The sequence below is a fragment of the Streptomyces radiopugnans genome (assembly GCF_900110735.1).
Taxonomy (GTDB): Bacteria; Actinomycetota; Actinomycetes; order Streptomycetales; family Streptomycetaceae; genus Streptomyces; species Streptomyces radiopugnans.
Genome location: NZ_FOET01000011.1, coordinates 31,410 through 52,820, shown reverse-complemented (window position 1 = coordinate 52,820; position 21,411 = coordinate 31,410). Strand labels below are relative to the sequence as shown.

20 protein-coding genes and 1 pseudogene are annotated in these 21,411 nt (G+C 73.6%); 7 read left to right on the top strand and 14 right to left on the bottom strand.

Going from position 1 to position 21,411, the window contains the following annotated elements:
• Positions 1-110 precede the first annotated feature (110 nt).
• Positions 111-773 (top strand): DUF6542 domain-containing protein, encoded by a 663-nt coding sequence (locus BMY40_RS18985; protein ID WP_177214056.1) that lies wholly within the window; start codon positions 111-113, stop codon positions 771-773.
• On the opposite strand, the gene BMY40_RS18980 is transcribed toward BMY40_RS18985, so the two are convergent.
• Positions 770-1,750 (bottom strand): 4-hydroxy-3-methylbut-2-enyl diphosphate reductase, encoded by a 981-nt coding sequence (locus BMY40_RS18980; RefSeq protein WP_093661187.1) that lies wholly within the window; start codon positions 1,748-1,750, stop codon positions 770-772. The two genes, BMY40_RS18985 and BMY40_RS18980, sit on opposite strands and share 4 nt — an antisense overlap.
• A 76-nt stretch (positions 1,751-1,826) precedes the next feature.
• On the opposite strand from BMY40_RS18980, the gene xseA reads away from it, so the two are divergent.
• Together xseA and BMY40_RS18970 are read left to right on the top strand one after the other, a co-directional pair.
• Positions 1,827-3,047 carry an exodeoxyribonuclease VII large subunit gene (gene xseA / locus BMY40_RS18975; protein ID WP_093661185.1) on the top strand — a complete coding sequence of 407 codons (1,221 nt, stop codon included), beginning with the start codon at positions 1,827-1,829 and terminating at the stop codon, positions 3,045-3,047.
• A gap of 40 nt (positions 3,048-3,087) precedes the next feature.
• Entirely contained in the window at positions 3,088-3,351 is a 264-nt protein-coding gene (locus BMY40_RS18970) for an exodeoxyribonuclease VII small subunit (RefSeq protein ID WP_093661183.1), read from the top strand.
• A gap of 133 nt (positions 3,352-3,484) precedes the next feature.
• On the opposite strand, the gene BMY40_RS18965 is transcribed toward BMY40_RS18970, so the two are convergent.
• The gene (locus tag BMY40_RS18965; RefSeq protein WP_093661181.1) at positions 3,485-4,087 is read right to left on the bottom strand and encodes a DUF4245 domain-containing protein; all 603 of its coding nucleotides are present in this window, start codon (positions 4,085-4,087) and stop codon (positions 3,485-3,487) included.
• A 151-nt stretch (positions 4,088-4,238) separates the two neighbouring features.
• On the opposite strand from BMY40_RS18965, the gene glpX reads away from it, so the two are divergent.
• Positions 4,239-5,273 (top strand): class II fructose-bisphosphatase, encoded by a 1,035-nt coding sequence (gene glpX, locus BMY40_RS18960; protein ID WP_093661179.1) that lies wholly within the window; start codon positions 4,239-4,241, stop codon positions 5,271-5,273.
• A 110-nt stretch (positions 5,274-5,383) separates the two neighbouring features.
• Here the strand turns inward: glpX and BMY40_RS18955 are convergent, their stop codons facing one another.
• Positions 5,384-5,743 carry a WhiB family transcriptional regulator gene (locus BMY40_RS18955; RefSeq protein ID WP_093661177.1) on the bottom strand — a complete coding sequence of 120 codons (360 nt, stop codon included), beginning with the start codon at positions 5,741-5,743 and terminating at the stop codon, positions 5,384-5,386.
• 264 nt (positions 5,744-6,007) lie between these two features.
• Entirely contained in the window at positions 6,008-6,928 is a 921-nt protein-coding gene (locus BMY40_RS18950; protein WP_245770175.1) for a hydrogen peroxide-inducible genes activator, read from the bottom strand.
• Between the two features lie 234 nt (positions 6,929-7,162).
• Here BMY40_RS18950 and BMY40_RS18945 point away from each other — a divergent pair, with 234 nt between their 5' ends.
• Both BMY40_RS18945 and BMY40_RS18940 read left to right on the top strand, forming a co-directional pair.
• Positions 7,163-7,717, top strand: a complete 555-nt coding sequence (locus BMY40_RS18945) for a peroxiredoxin (protein WP_093661175.1) — start codon at positions 7,163-7,165, stop codon at positions 7,715-7,717.
• Positions 7,718-7,733: 16 nt separating this feature from the next.
• Positions 7,734-8,306: an alkyl hydroperoxide reductase gene (locus BMY40_RS18940; RefSeq protein ID WP_093661173.1), complete on the top strand. Its 573-nt coding sequence runs from the start codon at positions 7,734-7,736 to the stop codon at positions 8,304-8,306.
• Between the two features lie 151 nt (positions 8,307-8,457).
• Here BMY40_RS18940 and BMY40_RS18935 read toward each other — a convergent pair.
• From BMY40_RS18935 to BMY40_RS18915, 5 genes and pseudogenes are all read right to left on the bottom strand, one after another.
• Positions 8,458-10,577: pseudogene (locus BMY40_RS18935) on the bottom strand (SpoIIE family protein phosphatase).
• 47 nt (positions 10,578-10,624) lie between these two features.
• Complete coding sequence (locus tag BMY40_RS18930; RefSeq protein WP_093661171.1) at positions 10,625-11,302, bottom strand: class I SAM-dependent methyltransferase; 678 nt, start codon at positions 11,300-11,302, stop codon at positions 10,625-10,627.
• A 176-nt stretch (positions 11,303-11,478) separates the two neighbouring features.
• Positions 11,479-12,162 carry a cytidylyl-2-hydroxypropylphosphonate hydrolase gene (fomD, locus tag BMY40_RS18925; RefSeq protein ID WP_093661169.1) on the bottom strand — a complete coding sequence of 228 codons (684 nt, stop codon included), beginning with the start codon at positions 12,160-12,162 and terminating at the stop codon, positions 11,479-11,481.
• Positions 12,163-12,232: 70 nt separating this feature from the next.
• Entirely contained in the window at positions 12,233-13,639 is a 1,407-nt protein-coding gene (locus BMY40_RS18920) for a class II fumarate hydratase (RefSeq protein ID WP_093661167.1), read from the bottom strand.
• A gap of 27 nt (positions 13,640-13,666) precedes the next feature.
• The gene (locus BMY40_RS18915; protein WP_093661165.1) at positions 13,667-15,373 is read right to left on the bottom strand and encodes a fumarate hydratase; all 1,707 of its coding nucleotides are present in this window, start codon (positions 15,371-15,373) and stop codon (positions 13,667-13,669) included.
• A gap of 147 nt (positions 15,374-15,520) precedes the next feature.
• Between BMY40_RS18915 and BMY40_RS18910 the strand changes: the two genes are divergently transcribed.
• Positions 15,521-16,195, top strand: coding sequence for a DUF1707 SHOCT-like domain-containing protein (locus BMY40_RS18910; protein WP_093661163.1), 675 nt, complete (start codon positions 15,521-15,523; stop codon positions 16,193-16,195).
• 122 nt (positions 16,196-16,317) lie between these two features.
• Here BMY40_RS18910 and BMY40_RS18905 read toward each other — a convergent pair whose 3' ends face one another.
• From BMY40_RS18905 to BMY40_RS18885, 5 genes are all read right to left on the bottom strand, one after another.
• Entirely contained in the window at positions 16,318-18,750 is a 2,433-nt protein-coding gene (locus tag BMY40_RS18905; RefSeq protein WP_093661161.1) for an FtsX-like permease family protein, read from the bottom strand.
• Positions 18,747-19,433, bottom strand: a complete 687-nt coding sequence (locus BMY40_RS18900) for an ABC transporter ATP-binding protein (protein WP_093661159.1) — start codon at positions 19,431-19,433, stop codon at positions 18,747-18,749. Before BMY40_RS18900 ends, BMY40_RS18905 begins: the two co-directional genes overlap by 4 nt.
• Positions 19,430-19,954, bottom strand: coding sequence for a PadR family transcriptional regulator (locus BMY40_RS18895; RefSeq protein ID WP_093661157.1), 525 nt, complete (start codon positions 19,952-19,954; stop codon positions 19,430-19,432). Before BMY40_RS18895 ends, BMY40_RS18900 begins: the two co-directional genes overlap by 4 nt.
• 107 nt (positions 19,955-20,061) lie before the next feature.
• Positions 20,062-20,325 carry a type II toxin-antitoxin system antitoxin gene (locus BMY40_RS18890; RefSeq protein ID WP_093661155.1) on the bottom strand — a complete coding sequence of 88 codons (264 nt, stop codon included), beginning with the start codon at positions 20,323-20,325 and terminating at the stop codon, positions 20,062-20,064.
• On the bottom strand, positions 20,322-21,266 hold the full coding sequence (locus BMY40_RS18885) for an SPFH domain-containing protein (protein ID WP_093661153.1): 945 nt from the start codon (positions 21,264-21,266) through the stop codon (positions 20,322-20,324). The genes BMY40_RS18890 and BMY40_RS18885 overlap by 4 nt, the downstream gene beginning before the upstream one ends.
• Positions 21,267-21,411: the final 145 nt, after the last annotated feature.

Sequence of the window (21,411 nt, the reverse complement as noted above, 5' to 3'; positions counted from 1 at the left end):
GGTGGACCGGCCCGGATGGGGGCCGATCCACCAGTCTACGGGCACCCCAAAGGGCGGCCCTGGCGTGTCCGTCCCGGGCTCCGGGCCGGTCTCCGGCCTACGTTGGTGTGGTGGAGCAACACAGTGCGCGCACCCCCCGTCTCCGTCCGCGACGCCGGACGGCGCAGCCCGCTTCCCCCGAAGCCGAGGAGGGCCCGCTCCGGCGCGCTCCGGCGCGGCCCGCGCCGGGCCCGTCCCGCGCGGGCGCCGGGGCCGCCCGGCGCGAGTGGCCGCCGGGCGCGCGCCTGACCGGACTCGGCTGCGGACTGCTGGCCACGGGCGCGATGCTGCTGGCCGGCGGGCTGGACGCACTGCTGCTGGACGGCCGGCCGGCCGTCTACGGGATCTCCTTCGTGCTGGTCAGCGCCGTGTGCGCGCTGTGGGTGCGACCGGCCGACCTGGCCGCCGCACCGATCGCCGCACCGATCGCGTTCACCGCCGGACTGCTGTTCGTCAGCGGAGGCTCGGGCGGGCCGGCGGAGCGGCTGGTGGAGTTGGTGACCGCGCTGGCCGTGCATGCCGGATGGCTCTACGGGGGCACGCTGACCGCCGTGGCCGTCGCCGTCGCCCGCGGACGGGCCGGCCGCAGGCCCGGCACCAGGCGTGCCGGGTCCCGCAGGGCGGGGAGGGCCGGAGCGCGGAGGGCCGCCGGAACGCGGAAGCGGCCTCCGGCCCCCGCCGCCCCCGCTCACGCGGAGGGCGGGGACCGGCCCGCCCAGCAGCCCGCCGGTTAGCCGGCGGCCTTGCGCTCGGCCTCGGCCCGCAGGTCCCGGCGCAGCTCCTTGGGGAGGGAGAAGGTCAGCTTCTCCTCCATCGGCTGGACGACCTCCACATCGCCGTAGCCGCGCTCGGCCAGCCACTCCAGGACGCCCTCGACCAGCACGTCCGGCACCGAGGCGCCCGAGGTGACGCCGACGGTGGCGACCCCCTCCAGCCACGCCTCGTCGATCTCGGAGGCGTTGTCGACCAGGTGGCCGGCCTTCGCGCCCGCGCCGAGGGCGACCTCGACCAGGCGGACGGAGTTGGAGGAGTTCTTCGAGCCGACGACGATGACCAGGTCGGAGTCGGCGGCGACCTGCTTGACCGCGGTCTGCCGGTTCTGGGTGGCGTAGCAGATGTCGTCGCTCGGCGGGCTGACCAGGCCCGGGAAACGCTCCTTGAGCGCGTCGACCGTCTCCATCGTCTCGTCGACCGACAGCGTGGTCTGGGAGAGCCAGACGACCTTGTCCGGGTCGCGCACCTCGACGTTCTCCACGTCCCCGGGGCCGTCGACCAGCGTGATGTGGTCGGGCGCCTCTCCGCTGGTGCCGATGACCTCCTCGTGGCCCTCGTGGCCGATCAGGAGGATGTCGTAGTCCTCCTTCGCGAAGCGGACGGCCTCCTTGTGGACCTTGGTCACCAGGGGGCAGGTGGCGTCGATGGTCGCCAGCTTCCGCCGCTCGGCCTCCTCGTGGACGACCGGGGCGACCCCGTGGGCGGAGAAGATCACGATGGATCCCTCGGGCACCTCCTCCGTCTCGTCGACGAAGATCGCGCCCTTCTTGCGCAGGGTCTCCACGACGTACTTGTTGTGGACGATCTCCTTGCGCACGTAGATCGGCGCGCCGTACTGCTCCAGCGCCTTCTCGACGGCGATCACGGCGCGGTCGACGCCCGCGCAGTAGCCGCGGGGCGCGGCGAGGAGGACCCGGCGTGCGGTCGTAGCAGTCATGGGGCCATCGTACGGGCCCCGGCCGCGGGCCTCCGGCGGGGCGGAGGCTGTCGGGGGTTGCCGCTAGCCTCCTTCCATGGCTCTCAACACGTCGCCCGAGGCGCCGGTCCCCGTCGGCGAGGTGTCGCGGCTGATCGGCGGATGGATCGACCGGCTCGGCGCCGTGTGGGTCGAGGGGCAGATCACCCAGCTCTCCCGGCGCCCCGGCGCGGGGGTGGTGTTCCTGACCCTGCGCGACCCCTCCTACGACGTCTCGCTGACCGTGACCTGCTACCGCGCCGTCTTCGACAAGGTGGCGGACGTGGTGGGCGAGGGCGCCCGGATCGTGGCCCTGGGCAAGCCGGAGTGGTACGCGCCGCGCGGTCAGCTCTCCCTGCGGGTGAGCGAGATCCGGCCGGTGGGGATGGGCGAGCTGCTGGCGCGGCTGGAGCAGCTGAAGAAGTCGCTGGCGGCCGAGGGCCTGTTCGCGGCCGAGCGGAAGAAGCCGCTGCCGTTCCTGCCCGGTCTGGTCGGCCTGGTCACCGGCCGCGCCTCCGCGGCCGAGCGGGACGTGCTGGAGACGGCGCGGCAGCGCTGGCCCGCGGTCCGCTTCGCCGTGCGCAACGTGGCCGTGCAGGGCGTGCACGCGGTGGCGCAGGTGATCGACGCGGTGCGGGAGCTGGACGCCGATCCGGAGGTGGACGTGATCATCGTGGCCCGGGGCGGCGGCAGCGTGGAGGACCTGCTGCCCTTCTCCGACGAGCGCCTGGTGCGGACGGTGGCCGACTGCGTCACCCCGGTCGTCTCGGCCATCGGGCACGAGCCCGACACCCCCCTGCTGGACCTGGTCGCCGACCTGCGCTCCCGTACGCCCACCCACGCCGCCAAGGACGTCGTACCGGACGTGCGCGAGGAGCTGGACCGGGTGCGGCAGTTGCGCGAGCGGGCGCTGCGGGCGGTCGAGGGGATGCTGGAGCGGCAGGAGCGGGGGCTGGCGGACACCATGAGCCGCCCGGTGATGGCCCGGCCGCACGCGATGGTGGCCGAGCGCGAGGAGCAGGTCGCGGCGGTGCTCGACCGCGCCCGGCGGACGTTCGGGCACCTGCTGGCGCGGGCCGAGGCGGAGCTGGAGCACACCGCCGCCCGGGTCGTCGCCCTCTCCCCCGCCGCGACGCTCGCACGCGGCTACGCGGTGCTGCAGCGGGCCGACGGGAGCGCGGTGCGGGCGGCACGGGAGGTGGCCGACGGCGAGCGGCTGCGCGCCCGGGTGGCCGACGGCGAGCTGACGGTGGTCGCGCGGCGCGGCGAGGACGGGTGAGGGATCCGCGCTGTCAGGCCCCGGGCCTAGGCTGAGGCCCATGGAAGACACGAGCACGGGCACCCCGCCGGCCGGGGAGATGGGCTACGAGCAGGCGCGCGACGAGCTGGTCGCCGTGGTCCGCCGTCTGGAGGCGGGCGGCTCCACGCTGGAGGAGTCGCTGGCCCTGTGGGAGCGGGGCGAGGAGCTGGCCGCGGTCTGCCGCCGATGGCTGGAGGGCGCCCGTGCGCGGCTGGACGCGGTGCTGGCCGAGGACGGGGAGGGGCCGCCGGACGACACGGGAGCCGCGGACGGCCCGGAGTGACGGGGACGGCGACGGCCCTGCCGCGTCCGTACCGCCTGGCCTGCCCGGACCGCCTGGCCTGCGAGGGCGTCGTCACCGCCGTCCGGGACGCGCTGCGGGCCGCCGGACCTCCGGTCCGGCGGCCCGTCCCCGCTCAGTCCTCGCCGGACGCCCCGGTCTCCAGGGGCTCGCCGGATTCCCCGGCCCGCTCCGCCTCCAGCGCGGCGGCCAGCCGCGCGAGGCTGTCGAAGGACGCCGTGCCCGTCACCACCGTGGTCACCCCGGACTCCCGCCGGACCAGCGCGTCGTACTTGGCGCCCTCGTAGCGCTCCCACTCCTCGCCGCCGACCGTCTGGGTGCGGTCGGCCGGCTCCGCCCCGTGGGTGACGCTCCCGATGAACTTCTCCGGCTGGCCGTCGCTCTGCTCGACGGCCGCGTACTGGTCGTCCGGGTCCATGAAGCCCAGGTGCCACACGGCCCCGAGGTCGCTCTGCCGCTTGTAGTCAACCGAGGTCGCGCGCCAGGTGTCCGGCAGCCCCACGGGCGCCGCCACCGGATACGGCGCCGCGCGCCGCGCCGTGACCAGCTCGACGTCGTAGCTGATCGGGCGCACCGGGTCGAGCGAGTCGTCGTGCGGGACGAGCAGGTACACGAACCCCGCGCCCAGAAGGATCACCAGCAACGACAGCACCATGTCCCGGGCCGTCTGCCTACCGCGCTTGTTCTCCGTGCTTGCCACGGTTCCATCGTCCCCCATGCCCGTTTCCGCCCGGACCACCACCCCCTTTCCGCTCATCCGTGGGGCACTCTGCTCACTTTGCCACTGCTCCGGATAGGGTCGAAGGCACCCTCAACACTTCGGCCGTCGCGTTCGGACGCCGTACAGACGTGCAGAAAGGTGCGTCACGATGACCGATCACAACCACCTTCCCTCCCCGCTCGAAGTAAGCCCCGAGGCACCCGACCGCAACCTCGCCCTCGAACTCGTCCGCGTGACCGAGGCGGGCGCCATGGCATCGGGCCGCTGGGTCGGCCGCGGCGACAAGAACGGCGCGGACGGGGCGGCCGTCCGCGCCATGCGCACCCTGGTCTCCACCGTCTCGATGAACGGCGTCGTCGTCATCGGCGAGGGGGAGAAGGACGAGGCCCCGATGCTCTACAACGGTGAGCGCGTGGGCGACGGGACCGGCCCGGAGTGCGACGTGGCCGTGGACCCGGTGGACGGCACGACGCTGACCGCCAAGGGCATGGGCAACGCGGTGTCGGTGCTGGCCGTGGCCGAGCGCGGCTCGATGTTCGACCCGTCGGCCGTGTTCTACATGGACAAGCTCGTCACCGGCCCGGAGGCGGCCGAGTTCGTCGACATCACCGCCCCGCCCTCGGTCAACATCCGCCGGGTCGCCAAGGCCAAGGGCGGCGCGCCGGAGGACGTCACCGTCGTCATCCTCGACCGGCCGCGCCACGACGGCATCGTCAAGGAGGTCCGGGAGTCCGGCGCCCGGATCAAGTTCATCTCCGACGGCGACGTGGCCGGCGCGATCATGGCCGCCCGCGAGGGCACGGGCGTCGACCTGCTGCTGGGCATCGGCGGTACGCCGGAGGGCATCATCGCCGCCTGCGCGATCAAGTGCCTGGGCGGTGTGATCCAGGGCCGGCTGTGGCCCAAGGACGACGAGGAGCGCCACAAGGCGCTCGACGCGGGCCACGACCTGGACCGGGTCCTGACCACCGACGACCTGATCAGCGGCGACAACGTGTTCTTCGTCGCCACCGGCATCACCGACGGCGACCTGCTGCGGGGGGTCCGCTACCGCGCGGAGACGGCCACCACCCAGTCCCTGGTGATGCGGTCGAGGTCCGGCACCATCCGCCAGATCGACTCCACCCACAAGCTGTCGAAGCTGCGCGCCTACAGCGCCATCGACTTCGACCGGGCCCGCTGAGGTACGGGCACGGAAGGTCCCGGGGCCGGCCGGAAGGCGGAGCCGGCGCCGGGACCGGTACCGGGGCGGGAGCCTGGAATGCCGGGAACGGCGGGAGCGGCGGGGAGCCGTCAGGCGATGCGGGGCACCTGGGCGGACTGCCCCAGGTCGGCGTCGCGGCGACGGCGGCGGGCGAGCATCACTCTGCGCTCGGCCGCGGTCAACCCGCCCCACACCCCGTACGGTTCGGGCTGGAGCAGCGCGTGCTCACGGCACTCGACGAGCACCGGGCAGCGTGCGCAGACCCGCTTGGCCGCCTGCTCGCGCGAAAGGCGGGCCGCCGTGGGCTCCTTGGAGGGCGCGAAGAACAGGCCGGCCTCGTCCCTGCGGCAGACCGCCTCGGAGTGCCACGGTCCGGTTTGCTCGCGCGAGGAGGTGCGCTGGACGGGGACGACGGCGGCCTGCGGAGACTGATGCGGCGTTTGCAGCACGGTCCACTCCTGACGACGGCTACGGCTGTTCGATCTTTCGATTGAGTCACCCTGATCCGCCTTGCTGCGCACGGCAGTTCGCGCTGCGGCCGTACGAGAGACGATGCATCGGCTCTACCCACTGTGCGCACGCTTATGCATACGGTGGCGTACGGTCGGGCGGCCCGCCGCGCGCCCGTCCGGCGGAGCCCGGCGGGGGTACGGCCGCCGTGTGCGCAGCGTGACGTGCGGCGGGCCGGGCCGGCACGCGAATCCGGCGCACCGTCAGTCCACGATGCGCACCGGAAGCGGACGCATTGCCTCCCGCAAATCCTTGGCTAGCACCGCGAACTCGTCCCGCCGGGCCGTTCCCGCCCGCATCGCCAGGCCGATCCGCCGCGAGGGCGCGGGGTCGGCGAAGCACGCGGTCGCCAGCAGTTCGTTGCGCTCCGTCTCCACGTGCAGCGAGGTGCGCGGCAGCAGCGTCACGCCCAGTCCGCCCGCGACGAGCTGGACCAGGGTGGACAGGCCCGCCGCGCTCGTGGTGGCCGGCACCCCGTCGGTCCGCCCGGCCTCGCGGCACACGTCCAGGGCCTGCTGGCGCAGACAGTGCCCCTCGTCCAGGAGCAGCAGGTCCAGGCCGCGCAGCGTCTCGCGGGGCAGGCCGTCCCGGCCGGCCAGTTCGTGTCCGCTCGGAGTCACCAGCACGAAGTCCTCGTCGAACAGCGGCACCGTCTCCACCCCGCCGGCGCCCGCGGTCTGCGGCGCGCCGGGCGGCACCGCGAGCAGCAGCAGGTCGAGCCGCCCGGCCACCAGGCCGTCGAGCAGCGAGGCGGTCTGCTCCTCGTGCACCTGCAGATCCAGCGCCGGATAGCGATCGTGAACGAGCCTCAGGACCGTCGGCAGCAGGTAGGGGGCACAGGTCGGGATCACTCCCAGTCGCAGCGCGCCCGTGAAGGGCGCACGCGCCGCCTCCGCCTCCTCCAGCAGCTCCTCCACCGCGTCCAGCACCGTCCGGGCTCTGGACGCCAGACGCTCACCCGCCGGGGAGAGCAGTACTCTTCGCGTCGTACGCTCCAGCAGCCTCACCCCCAGCGACTCCTCCAGCGCCGCGACGGCGCCCGACAGGGCCGGCTGGCTCATCCCGATCTCCGCGGCGGCCTCCCGGAAGTGGAGGTTGTCCGCCACGGCGGTGAACGCCCGCAACTGGGACAGCGTGGGCTGACGGGTCCGCCGGCCGTGCGGTGCCGGCCCCTGGTGGGGGCGCGCGCGGGACTCCTGGCGCGGCCTGTGCGCCGGCAGGGTCACTGATAACCACCTCCGATCAATGCCAGTGAGTCTAGCTATTTCTTTGATCAATGTTGGCTATGGCAGTGTGGATCGCGTCCAACCCTCAGGAAAGCCCTGTTCCGGGGCGTTTCCACGCAACAAGGAGCGAGCGTGCTCACTGTCGGTGACAAGTTCCCCGAGTTCGATCTGACCGCCTGTGTGGACCTCGACGCCGACAAGGCGTTCGAGCAGATCAACCACAAGACGTACGAGGGCAAGTGGAAGGTCGTCTTCTTCTGGCCGAAGGACTTCACCTTCGTCTGCCCGACCGAGATCGCCGCCTTCGGCAAGCTGAACGACGAGTTCGCCGACCGCGACGCCCAGATCCTCGGCGTCTCGGGCGACTCGGAGTTCGTGCACCACGCCTGGCGCAAGGACCACGCCGACCTGCGCGACCTGCCCTTCCCGATGCTGGCCGACCCCAAGCACGAGCTGATGCGGGCCTGCGGCGTCGAGGGCGAGGACGGCTACGCCCAGCGCGCCGTCTTCATCGTCGACCAGAACAACGAGATCCAGTTCACCATGGTGACCGCCGGATCCGTCGGCCGTAACCCCAAGGAGGTCCTGCGGGTCCTGGACGCCCTGCAGACCGACGAGCTGTGCCCCTGCAACTGGTCCAAGGGCGAGGAGACCCTCGACCCGGTCAAGCTGCTCGCGGGCGAGTGAGGACTGAGACGACGACATGGCTCTCGACGACCTGAAGTCGGCCCTGCCCGACTACGCCAAGGACCTCAAGCTCAACCTCGGCTCGGTGATAGGGAACTCCGAACTGCCCCGGCAGCAGCTGTGGGGCACGGTGCTGGCCTGCGCGATCGCCTCGCGCTCGCCGAAGGTGCTCACCGAGCTGGAGCCGGAGGCCAAGGCCAACCTCTCCCCCGAGGCGTACACCGCCGCCAAGGCCGCCGCGGCCGTCATGGCGATGAACAACGTCTTCTACCGCACCCGGCACCTGCTGTCGGACCCGGAGTACGGCACCCTGCGCGCGGGCCTGCGGATGAACGTCATCGGCAACCCGGGCGTGGACAAGGCCGACTTCGAGCTGTGGTCGCTGGCCGTCTCCGCGGTCAACGGCTGCGGGCAGTGCCTGGACTCCCACGAGCAGGTGCTCCGCAAGGCCGGTGTGGACCGCGAGACGATCCAGGAGGCCTTCAAGATCGCCTCCGTCCTCCAGGCCGTCGGCACGGTGCTGGACGCCGAGGCCACGCTGGCCGGGGCGCAGGCGGATGCCCCGGCCGCCGAGGCCGCCGCGGTCTGACGGCCCGCCGGAAACCTCCGCGCGCACGGCCCTGAGGACCGGCGCGCAGCCGGACGGGCCCGCACCCCGAGTGGTGCGGGCCCGTCCGGTCGTTCCGCGACCGCCCGCCGGCCGCCCGGGACCCGGCCGGAACCGGCCGACCGCGGCCGCGCTACGGCATGGGCAGCTCGAACCACACCACCTTGCCGGTGCTCAGCCGGGTCGCGCCCCAGCGCCGGGCCAGCCGGTTGACCAGGTACAGGCCCCGGCCGCCCTCGTCCGTGGCTCTGGCCTGCCGCAGCCGGGGAAGCTGCGGCACGTCGTCCCCGACCTCGCAGCGCAGTACGTCCGTGCGCAGCAGCCGCAGGGTGATGGGCCGCTCAGCGTAGCGGACGGCGTTGGTGACCACCTCGCTGACCAGCAGCTCGACGGAGTCCGTCAGGTCCGCCAGCTCCCAGCGCTCCAGCGCCCGCCGGGCCAGGCGGCGGGCCTGCCGCGCGGTCTGGGCGCGCGGGTCGAGGTACCAGTAGGCGACGTCGCTGGGCGGGATGCCGTCGAAGCGGGCCGCCAGCAGCGCGATGTCGTCGTCCCGGTCACCGGGGCCGAGGATGTCCAGCACCTCGTCGCACAACGGCTCCAGCGGCGGCGGGGTGTCGGGGCGGGTCAGCCCCGCGGTGTCGGTGAGCTTCTCGCGCAGCTGCTCGATGCCGGTCCACACGTCGCGGTGGCGTGACTCCACCAGTCCGTCGGTGTAGAGCAGCAGCGTGGCGCCGGCCGGGGCGTCCAGCTCCACCGCCTCGAAGTCCACGCCCCCACCCCGATGGGCGCCCCGGCCGGGATGCGCAGCACCTCGGCGTGGCCGTCGCGGTGGAGCACCACCGGCGGCGGGTGCCCGGCGTTGGCCACCACGATCCGGTGGGCGACGGGATCGTAGACGGCGTACAGGCAGGTCGCCATGCGGTCGCTGCCCAGGCGCTGGGCCTGCTCGTCGAGGTGGTGCAGCACCTCCTGCGGCGGCAGGTCGAGGCCGGCCAGGGTCTGCGCGGTGGTGCGCAGCTGGCCCATGATCGCCGCGGAGGTCATGGAGTGGCCCATGACGTCGCCGACGACCAGGGCCACCCGGCCGCCGGGCAGCGGTATCGCGTCGTACCAGTCGCCGCCCACCCGCGCGGTCTCGGCCGCCGGGAGGTAGCGGCTGGCCAGCGTCACCCCGGTGGGCTGGGGCAGCTCGTCGGGGAGCATGGTGCGCTGGAGCTCGTCGGCGATGTACGCCTCGCGCCCGTAGAGCACCGCCTTGTCCACGCCCAGCGCGGTGTGCGTGGCCAGTTGCGCGGCCACCAGCAGGTCGTCGCCCTCGAAGGCGGCACGGTCGGGACGGCGCAGGAACACGGCCGCGCCGATGACCCGGCGGCGCCCACGCAGCGGGGCGAGGATCGCCCGGCGCCCGGCCGGGATCTCGCGGGCGGGGCCGAGCAGTTCCGGCAGCGCCTCGCGGACGGTGGGCGCGTCGCCGAAGACCGGGCGCACCCCGCGCAGCACCTCGGCCAGCGGGCCTCCGCCGCGCACCTCGATCAGCTCCGGCGTCCCGCTCGCCACGCCCTCCGGCTGAGGGGCGAGCAGGGGCAGCGGGAACTCCCCGGTGTCGGAGGGGTCGGCGTCGGCGGGCGCCGGGGCGGCGTAGTCGGGCAGCCGGTCGGTGCGGCGCAACCGCAGCAGGAAGGGCCCGGTGGGCCGCTCGTCCCCCACCGGCAGCGGATCGCGCAGGTAGACCAGGATCGCGTCCGAGAACGCCGGGACGCTGGCCCGGCACAGCCCGAGCACGGTCTCGTCCAGATCGACGCCGCGGGCGATCCGCCGGGTGGCGGCCCCCACGAAGCGCAGCCGGTCGCCCCCGCGCCGCTCCCGCTCGGCCCGCTCGTCGGGCTCCTCCGCGCCGGGGTGCCCGGCCGCCACCGGCCCGGCGTCCCGGTCGGCGGGCTCCGGGGCGGCGGGACGGCTGCGGCCGGCGGGCTCGTCGCCGCCCGCGGGCCGGGCGTGGCCGGTGTGCGGGCGGCATCCGGCGGCCGGTGCGGGCACCTCCGGCGGGGCGGGGGCGTCCCGGGGCGCGGCGGCCGCCAGGTCCGACGCGCCCGGCTCGTCCCGGGGATCGGGAAGCGCGGCGTGCGCGGCGTCGGCGCGCCCGGCCGTTCGTTCCGGCGCGGGCGCGGGCGCGGCCGTACGAGCACCGCCGCCCGTCGGCCGGGCAGCGGACTGTCGGGGGGTCGGGTACTCCGTCACGCGTTGGGTTTCCATCCGTCCGGGGCCGCGCCGTGCATCGGGCGGGCCCAGCGCTTGGGGACTCAAGGACGTCGGCAGTTCAGGAAGACCTGTATCTCGGGGGATACGTCCGTACTGGCCGGCGCGTACGCGAACGACTCCTCCCCTTCGATCTCGAAGCCCGCGTCGGACACCACCTGGCGCAGCTCCTCCCGCAGGTAACCGGATACCCGGATCGTGTGGCCCAGGAACGGGATGGCGAAGTCGTCCACGTCCGCCTCGACCATGCCGAGCGCCAGCAGCCCGCCGGGGCGCAGCTGCCCGTGCAGCATCCGCAGGGCGACGGGGATCTCCTTGCGCGGCAGCATCAGCAGCGAGAAGAAGGCGGCGGCGCCGTCGAAGGGCCCCAGACCGGCGGTCTCCAGGTCGGCCAGGTCCATCAGGCGGAAGTCGGCGCCGGGGACGTTGGCCCGGCCGAGCTCGACCATGCCGGGCGAGATGTCGATGCCGGTGACCCGGTGCCCGGCGTCGGCGAGCTGGCGGGCGGTGGGGACCCCGGTGCCGCAGCCGACGTCGAGCACCCGCGAACCGGCGGGCAGCTCCCTCGCCAGCCAGGCGCCGGCGGCCAGCTGCCCCTCCTTGTGGGGGAAGACGTCGTCGTAGCGGTCGCCGATCGCGTCGAACGCCTCGGCCTGGCCGGCGCGGTCGATCGCCGCTCTGTCGTAGCCCGTGTACACCTGGTGGCCTTCCGTGTCGCTCACGCTGGGGCTCCTCTCGCGGCGGTGCGCCAAATCCCTTGTGGAAAAGGGGAGTTCGCTGTGGTGGGCGTTCCGCCGAGTCCGGGGATGATCCTACTTTCGACGCCCGGGTGCGCAGCAAGGGACTGCGGAACGTCCTCCGCCATCATGCGAGACGCACGGCCACCCCACCAGCCCTTTCATCCGATCCGTGCAGGTTCGCGGTCCCAGTCGCGCGGCAGTGGGGGAATCCGCCAGGCGGGATCGGGCCGCCAGTCCTCCCAGCCGTCCCGGAAAGGGCTGCCCCAGGCGCGGACCACCTCCACCGCGCGCCGCCCGGCGGCCCGTACGCGCTCGGCCTGGGCGGCGCCCATCAGGCCGGCGCGCTGCGCCTGCTCGAACTCGTCCTCGTCCCGCCACCGCCAGGTGCGGTCGGGGTTGACGGTGATGTCCAGGAAGTGGTCCTCGGAGTCCACCCCGCCCGCCCAGCGGCGCAGGGGCTCCTCCAGGTTGACGTACCAGTTCCGGAACCGCCAGCCGCGGTCCCAGAACAGCCACACCGACCAGGGCTCGCCGGACCGTGCGAGCTTGAGGACCCCGGTGCCGAACCACCGCGACCGCACCGTCCGGCGCGGCTTGGTGTAGCGGGTGGCGAGCGGCTCGCGGTGCACGGGCGTGCCGTCGGCGAGCTCCGGCTTGACGCAGACGGTCCCCGGCGCCATCCACACGGCGAGCAGTTCGGGGGTGTCGCGGACGACGGTCACGGGACGGCAGATGTGCAGGGCGTCGCCGCCGTTGGCCCGGTACCGCCACAGGATGTGCTCGCCGGCCCTCCAGCGGGTGCCGCCCGCCGCGTGTGTGTGATCCGCCGTGTCCGCCGTCATGCACGGATCTTAGGCCCGCGCACGGGGCCGGGCCCAGGATCCGCGCCCGGGCCCGGCCCCGTGCCGCAGGTCAGGGGCGGGTCATGCGCAGTACGTCCAGGGCCTGGTCGAGCTGCTCCAGGGTGAGCGCGCCCCGCTCGACGTAGCCGGCCTCCAGGACGACCTCGCGGATGGTCTTGCGCTCGGCCAGGGAGCGCTTGGCGACCTTCGCGGCCTCCTCGTAGCCGATGTAGCGGTTGAGCGGGGTCACCACGGACGGGGAGGACTCGGCGTACTCCCGGGCCCGCTCCGCGTCGGCCTCGATGCCGTCGACCGTGCGGTCGGCCAGCAGCCGGGAGGCGTTCGCCAGCAGCCGGATCGACTCCAGCAGGTTCCGGGCGATGACGGGGAGCATGACGTTCAGCTCGAAGTTGCCCGACGCGCCGGCCACCGCGACCGTGGTGTCGTTGCCCATGACCTGCGCGGCGACCATCAGGACCGCCTCGGGGACCACCGGGTTGACCTTGCCGGGCATGATCGAGGAGCCGGGCTGGAGGTCGGGCAGGCGGATCTCGGCCAGCCCGGTGCGCGGGCCCGAGGACATCCAGCGCAGGTCGTTGCAGATCTTGGTCAGGCTCACGGCGATGGTGCGCAGCTGCCCGGAGGTCTCCACCAGGGCGTCCCGGGCCCCCTGGGCCTCGAAGTGGTCGCGGGCCTCGGTCAGCGGCAGCCCGGTGGTGCGGGCGACCTCGGCGATGACGGCCGCCGAGAAGCCCGGCGGGGTGTTGATGCCGGTGCCCACCGCGGTGCCGCCCAGCGGCAGCTCGGCCAGGCGCGGCAGGCAGGCGCGCAGCCGCTCCGCCCCGTAGCGCACCTGCGCCGCGTAGCCGCCGAACTCCTGGCCGAGCGTGACGGGCGTGGCGTCCATCAGGTGGGTGCGGCCGGACTTGACGACCTCGGCGAACTCCTCCGCCTTGCGCCCCAGCGCCCGCTCCAGGTGCTCCAGCGCGGGGATCAGGTCCCCGGTGACGGCGGCGGTGGCCGCGATGTGGATGGAGGAGGGGAAGACGTCGTTGGAGGACTGGCTGGCGTTGACGTGGTCGTTGGGGTGCACCGGCGCGCCCAGCCGCTCGCTCGCGAGCGTGGCCAGCACCTCGTTCATGTTCATGTTGGAGGAGGTGCCGGAGCCGGTCTGGAAGACGTCCACGGGGAAGTGGTCGTCCCAGCGGCCCTCGGCGACCTCCTCGGCGGCCTGTTCGACGGCCCGGGCCAGGTCCGCGTCCAGGACGCCGAGCTCGGCGTTGACCCGGGCCGCGGCGGCCTTGATCCGGGCCAGCGCCTGGATGTGCGCGCGCTCCAGGCGCCGGCCCGACAGGGGGAAGTTCTCCACGGCGCGCTGCGTCTGCGCCCGCCACCTGGCGTGGGCGGGCACCCGCACCTCGCCCATGGAGTCGTGTTCGATCCGGTATTGCTGCTTGTCGTCGCTCGTCCCGGTCATGGGGACGAATCTAACCGGGGCGGGCCGTCAGTCCGCGGAGCGCACCGGGATGGAGGTGACGAACGGCTGGGCCGGGCCGGGGTCGGTGAAGAAGTCGTTGCCCTTGTCGTCGACGACGATGAAGGCGGGGAAGTCCTCGACCTCGATCCGCCAGACCGCCTCCATGCCCAGCTCCTCGTACTCCAGGACCTCCACCTTCCTGATGCAGTCCTGGGCCAGCCGCGCGGCCGGGCCTCCGATGGAGCCGAGGTAGAAGCCGCCGTGCCTGGCGCAGGCGTCGGTGACCTGCTTGCTGCGGTTGCCCTTGGCCAGCATCACGAAGGAGCCGCCCGCGGCCTGGAACTGCTCGACGTAGGCGTCCATGCGGCCGGCGGTGGTCGGTCCGAAGGAGCCGGAGGCGTAGCCCTGCGGGGTCTTGGCCGGGCCCGCGTAGTACACGGCGTGGTCGCGCAGGTAGGACGGCATCTCCTCGCCCGCGTCCAGCCGCTCCTTGATCTTGGCGTGGGCGATGTCGCGGGCGACGACCAGCGGGCCGCTCAGCGACAGCCGGGTCTTGACCGGGTACTTGGACAGCTCGGCGCGGATCTCGTCCATCGGCCGGTTGAGGTCGATCCTCACCACGTCCGAGTCGAGGTCGGCGTCGGTGGTCTCGGGCAGGAAGCGCGCCGGGTCCCTCTCCAGCTGCTCCAGGAAGACGCCCTCGGCGGTGATCTTCGCCAGTGCCTGGCGGTCGGCGGAGCAGGAGACGGCGATGGCCACCGGGCAGGAGGCCCCGTGGCGGGGCAGGCGGACGACGCGCACGTCGTGGCAGAAGTACTTGCCGCCGAACTGGGCGCCGATGCCCAGCTTCTGGGTGAGCTCGAAGACCTTCTCCTCCAGCTCCAGGTCGCGGAAGCCGCGGCCGGCCGGGGAACCCGAGGTGGGCAGGGAGTCCAGGTAGTGCGCGGAGGCGTACTTGGCGGTCTTGAGCGCGTACTCGGCCGAGGTGCCGCCGACGACGATCGCCAGGTGGTACGGCGGGCAGGCGGCCGTGCCCAGGGAGCGGATCTTCTCCTCCAGGAAGCGCATCATGGCGCCCTCGTTCAGGACGGCCTTGGTCTCCTGGTAGAGGAAGGACTTGTTGGCGCTGCCGCCGCCCTTGGCCATGAACAGGAACTTGTAGGCGTCGCCGTCGGTGGCGTACAGCTCGATCTGCGCGGGCAGGTTGGTGCCGGTGTTCCTCTCCTCCCACATGGTCAGCGGGGCCATCTGGGAGTAGCGCAGGTTCAGCTGGTCGTAGGCGTCGAAGACGCCGCCGGACAGGGCCTTCTCGTCGTCGCCCTCGGTCAGCACGTTCTGGCCGCGCTTGCCCATCACGATCGCGGTGCCGGTGTCCTGGCACATCGGCAGGACACCCGCGGCCGCGATGTTGGCGTTCTTCAGCAGGTCCAGCGCCACGAAGCGGTCGTTGGGGGACGCCTCGGGGTCGTCCAGGATGCGGCGGAGCTGGGCCAGGTGGGCCGGGCGCAGGTAGTGGGAGATGTCGTGCATCGCCTCGGCCGCGAGCTTGCGCAGGGCCTCCGGCTCGACCTTGAGGAAGGTGCGCCCGCCCGCCTCGAAGGTGCTGACGCCCTCGGCGGTGACCAGGCGGTAGGGGGTGTTGTCCTCGCCCAGGGGGAGGAGCTCGGTGTAGGCGAACTCCTCGGAGGCCGGGCGGGAGGCGGCCGCGTGGGACGGGCGGGGGTCGGCAGGCATGGACGGTCTCTTCCTCTCGACGATGGCGCCTCACAGGGTATGACTCCCGGACCGGTGGCGGCTGTGTGAGGTGCGGCTCAGCCGGCGGGCCGGACTCCCGGCCGACGCGGGCTAGTCGCGATGTATCGCGTTCGCTAGGGTGGCGGCGTGGACGAGAAGACCTCCCTGCGCAAGCGGTCCGCGGCACGGCACACGGCACGGCCCCCCGCCGCGCCCCCGGCGGCCGGGTCGGACGTACGCGCCTCCGACGCCGACCGCGACCGGGTGGCGGAGATCCTGCGCGAGGCGCTCGCGGAGGGGCGGCTGGACACCGACGAGCACGCCGAGCGGATCGAGGCGGTGTACCGGGCCAGGACGATGGGCGAGCTGCGGCCGCTGGTGCGCGACCTGCCGGCCGGGCACCCGGAGGCTCCCCTCCCGGGCCGCCCGGCGTCCGCCGCGCACGGCACGTGCGGCGCGGACGGCGACAACGTGATCGCGGTCTTCGGCGGGGCCTCGCGCAGGGGGCGTCGGCGGGTGGGGGCGAGGACCAACGCCTTCGCGCTGTTCGGCGGCGTCGAGATCGACCTGACCGAGGCGCTCTTCGAACGGCGGGAGCTCGTCGTCAACGCCACGGCGGTCTTCGGCGGCATCGAGATCAAGGTCCCGGAGAACGTGACCCTGCGCGGCTCGGGCAGCGGGATCATGGGCGGCTACGACGTGGAGGCCAGGGAGTCGGCGGACCCGGACGCCCCGGTGGTCGTGGTGCGCGGCACGGCGGTCTTCGGCGGTGTCGAGGCGAAGGCGGAGCGCGGCAAGCGCCTGCGGGACCTGCGCCGCTGACGCCCCCCGGCCCTCCGGTCCGCCGCGGGGACGCACGGACGCGCGACGCCCGTACGGCCCTCCCCCTGTCCGGGCCGTACGGGCGTCGTGCGGCGGGCTCGCGCCCGGCACCGCGCGGGCGGTCACTCCGTGCGCAGTCCGTCCGGGCGCATCATCCGCCACAGCGGCGGCAGGCTGAGGGCGGTCACCAGCAGGACCACCCCGGCGCCGATGCCCGTCATGGCGCCCAGGCTCGTCCAGTGGACGGCGACCGGGGTGGAGACCAGTTTCAGCAGCACCGCGCCCAGCCCGATCCCTCCGGCGACCGACAGCACCAGTCCGAGGGCCACGGGCAGCGCGGTCTGCCACAGCACCGACCAGCCCAGCGTGGAGCGCCGGGTGCCGAAGGCGACCAGTACCGACAGCAGCTTCCTGCGCTCGCGCAGCTGCTCCAGGGTGGAGACGACCATGCTGGCGCCGATCAGCAGCATCACCCCGGCCGCCCCCGCGTACAGCGCCCGCTGGACGGCGGCGAACTTGTTCGACTGGTCGGTCGCGCTCAGCGTCATGACCCGGGTTTCGGGGGATCCGGTCTCCACCGCGTTGCGGATGTGCTCGACCGCGTCCGGCACGGCGGGGTCGAGCTTGACGGAGACGTCGGCGTGGGCCTGTGTCACCCGGGTGAGGTCGAGCGCCCCGGGGGTGGCCAGGACGCCCGCGGTGTACCGGCCCATGGCGTCCGGCCGGGCCACGACCACGGGGGCGTCGGCGGGGACGGACCAGGGGCGGGGCTCGCCCGTCCGCTCGTACGCCTCCTTCTCGTGCGAGTAGACCGGGATGTTCAGATCGAGACGCGCGCCGGGGCGGGCGCCGGGTTCCTCCGCCCCGTCCTCGGTCGGAGGCGCGACGAAGACGTCCCCCTCCTCGCAGGAACGCAGCCGGGCCAGCTGCTCCAGGGTGGCGCACCCGGCAACCGTGATCCTCGTCCACGAGCGGTCGCCGTTGGGATCCGTCCCGGCCTCCGGGGCATGCAGGACCGCCGCCCCCAGCACCCGGTCCACCCCTCGGATGTCCTCCAGCCGCTCGGTCAGCTCCCAGGCCTGGCGCCCGTCCCGGAGGTCCCGCATGACCTGGAGGTCCGCACGGGAGGTGTCGTGGCCGGTGGACCGCGTGTAGTCGCCCTCGACCCCGCCGAACAGCATCTGGACGGCGATGGCGCCGGCGACCGCGACGGTGATGCCGCTGACCGCTCGGGCTCCGGGGCCGCTGTCGAGCTGGAGGCGGCGGACGGCGAGCTGGAAGGCCAGGGGGCCGCCGCGCATCCGGTTGACGACCCACTCCACCAGCCAGGGCAGCACGGTCGTGACGCCGACCAGCAGCAGCACGATGCCCGCGGCGATGCGGTAGGTGTCGATCGTCCCCCGCTCCGCGTCGATCCCGCCGACCAGCGGCAGGAGCAGCACCAGCCCGATCCCGGGCGGCACCAGCCGCCACCACAGCCGGCGCCTGCGGACGCCCGCGTCACGCACGACGCCGAGCGGTTCGATGGCGACCCCGCGCAGCGCGAACAGGGTGACGACGACGGCGGAGACGGGAACGGCCACCGCGATCAGCGCGACCAGCGGGGCGCTGGGCCGTACGTCGGCGGGAAAGACGCTGATGTCGAGGAACTCCGCCCGCCCGATGAGCGCGCGCACCGGCAGGAGCAGCGCGGCGCCGACGGCGAGTCCGAGGAGCGCGCCGACCAGCGACTCGCCGGCCGCGATACGCCGGACCATCCGGCTGTCGGCGCCGACCAGGCGCAGCGCGGCCAGCCGGCGGTCGCGGCGTTCACCGCCGAAGCGCACCGAGGTGGCGATGAACACCCAGACCGGGAACAGCAGCACCACGCAGACGACGACCACCAGCAGCAGCAGTACGGCGTCCAGCGGCTCCGGCTCGCCGACCTCGTCGAACCGGTCGATCCGCATCGCGCTGTCCGGGAAGTCGGAGAGGGTGTCGCTGCCCGCCAGGAAGGTGAGCTCCTTCGGGCCGAGCAGACCCTCGTCGCCGATGGTGCCGACGACCCGCTGGGAGAGCCGCTCCCTGAGGAGCTCTCCCTCCGGGGACGCGAGCAGTTCCCCCAGCGCCGGTGAGACGAGCATCTCGCCGGGGCCGGGCAGCCCCTCCACGCCCGGCGGTACCGGCGGGCTGCTCCCCTCCGGCTCGATGTACCGGCCGCGGATGCCCTCGCCGCGGAACTCGGTGTCGCTCCAGGTGTAGAGGGCGCTGTGGTCGGAGCGCTCGACGGGACCGAAGCCGAAGTTCTCCCGGGCCTCCCCGCGTGCCTCGCGGGCCCCCAGCATGTTCGGCACGGAGGCCGCGACCATCAGCACGGCGACGCCGAGGCCGACGCCGACGGCCGTGAGCACGGTGCGTATCCAGCTCTCGCGGCCTCCGGTGAGCGCGAAGCGGGCGCCCATCGCCAGGTCGGCCGCCCAGCGGGCCGCTCCCCTGGGGCCGGTGGGCGGTGCGGGCCCGGGGGCGGGCTCCGGTGCGGGGGGCGCCTGCGGCGTCCTGGAGTCCAGTGTGCTCACAGGGCACCCGCCATGTCGCGCACCCTGCCGTCGCGTACGACGATCTCGCGGTCGGAGTACGCGGCGACCCGGGCCTCGTGGGTGACCAGCACGACGGCCGCGCCGGTGTCGCGCGCGGCGTCGGTCAGCAGCTGCATCACCCGCTCGCCGTTGAGGGAGTCCAGCGCGCCGGTCGGCTCGTCGGCGAAGATCACGCGCGGCCCGGTGACCAGGGCCCGGGCGACGGCGACGCGCTGCCCCTGACCGCCGGAGACCTGTCCGGGGCGGTGGTGGCGCACATCGTCCACCTCCAGCCGCTCCAGCCACCCGGCGGCCCGCTTCTCGGCCTCCCTGCGGCCCATGCCGGTCAGCCGCAGCGGCAGGGCGACGTTCTCGGTGCAGGTCAGTTCGGGCACGAGCTGGCCGAACTGGAAGATGAAGCCGAACTCCGAGCGGCGCAGGGCGCTGCGCTCGGCGTCGGACATGGCCGACAGCTCGCGGCCCCGGTAGTGGACGGCGCCGGAGTCGGGCCGGATGATCCCGGCCAGGCAGTGCAGCAGGGTGGACTTGCCGGAGCCGGAGGGACCCATCACGGCGACGACCTCTCCGGGGCCGACGGTGAAGTCCGCGCCGTCCAGGGCGGGGGTGGGGCCGTAGGACTTGCGCAGTCCGGCGGCGTTCAGCAGTTGGTCGGCGGTGGTCATCCGCGTACCTCCCGGGCGAGTTGGTCGAGGCGCGCGGCGGTCAGTTCCAGCCAGCGCAGATCGGCTTCGAGGTGGAACAGTGCGTGGTCGCAGATGAGCTGGTCGGCCAGATCGCCGCTTCTCTTGCGCTGCGTCAGCTCCCGCATCAGGCGCAGGTGTTCGGAGCGCTGGACGTCCAGCAGCTCCCCCGCGTCGCGCCCGGTCAGCAGGGCGAGGACGACCTTGGTGTAGAGGGTGGACTGGAGGTACGGCTCGGGCTTCTCGGGCCGGCCGAGCCATCCGGCGACGTCGGTGACCCCGGCGTCGGTGATGGCGTAGCGCTTGCGCTCGGGGCCTTCGCCGGGCTCGACGCCCTCGACCTCCACCAGGCCGTTCTTCAGCAGCCGGGACATGGTCGAGTAGACCTGCCCGTAGTGGAGCGGGCGGTCGTGGCCGAAGCGCTCGTCGAAGGCGCGCTTGAGGTCGTAGCCGTGGCGGGGCCCGGTTTCGAGTATTCCCAGCAGGGTGTGGCCGATGGACATGCCGACGACTGTACACCATGTGTATACACGCGATGTATACGTGCGGTGCATACGTCCCCGCCCACGTCGGACCCGGGTCCGGCGCGGGCGGGGACGGAGGTTGCGGACTACCCCTCCGAGCGCGGCGGGCGGCCCCGGCGCGGCTGGGGACGGGCGTCGCGGGGCATGCGCCCCGCCTCGGCCAGGGCCCTGCGCAGCAGGTAGTCGATCTGGGCGTTGGTGCTGCGCAGTTCGTCCGCCGCCCATTTCGCGAGCGCGTCGTGGACGGCGGGGTCCAGCCGCAGCAGCACCTGCCGGCGTTCGCGCCGGGCCCGCCGCCGCTCCTGCTCGGGGCCGCCGTCCTCCGGCGGCCCCTCCGACCGGGCGCTCACTGGTAGAGCGACCCCGTGTTGAGGACCGGCTGCGGGGAGCGGTCACCGCAGAGCACCACCAGCAGATTGCTCACCATGGCGGCCTTGCGCTCCCCGTCCAGCTCGACGAAGTCCCGTGAGGCGATCCGCTCCACGGCGTCCTCGACCATGCCGCACGCCCCCTCCACGATGGTCCGGCGCGCCGCGACCACCGCGCCCGCCTGCTGGCGCTGGAGCATGGCGGCGGCGATCTCCGGGGCGTACGCCAGGTGCGTGAAGCGCGACTCGACTATCCGCACGCCCGCCGCCCGCACCCGGGCGGTCAGCTCGACGGCGAGCTTCTCGGTGATCTCCTCGGCGTTGCCGCGCAGCGACAGACCGTTCTCGTCGTAGGCGTCGTAGGGGTACTCGATGGCGATGTGCCGCACGGCCGCCTCGGTCTGGGTGGAGACGAACTCCACGAAGTCGTCCACCTCGAAGGTGGCCTGGGCGGTGTCCTCCACCTGCCAGACGACGACGGCCGCCAGTTCGACCGGGTTGCCGTAGGCGTCGTTGACCTTGAGGATCGCCGTCTCGTGGTTGCGCACCCGGGTGGAGACCTTCTTGCGGGTGGTCAGCGGGTTCACCCAGCGCAGGCCGTCCTTGCGGATGGTGCCGGTGTAGCGCCCGAAGAGCTGGACGACCCGGGCCTCCCCCGGCGCGACCATGTTGAGCCCGGCCATCGCGAAGACCGAGCCGATCACCAGCAGCACCCCGGCGACGATCAGCGCCGCCCCGGCGCCGCCCGTACCGCCCTCCACGAGCCTGGCTCCCCCCACCACGGCGCCGGCCCCGGCCAGCAGACCCAGCAGGCCCAGCAGCAGGGCGAGTCCGCCGGGGACGGAGTGCGCGGGCCTCTCGCGCACCTGCGGGGCGGGCATCTCGGGAAGGTCTTTGGCGGTCTGCGCGGTCTCAACGGACATGACGGTCCCCCGTTTCCATGAAGCGGTCTCTAGCAAAGTGATATCACTTTATCGTGGCGCCGCGTCCTTGCGTAAGGGGGGTGCGGAAACGTCCCGGGCCCCGCCGTGCGGCGGGGCCCGGGACGGAAGCCGTGCGCTCGGGGCG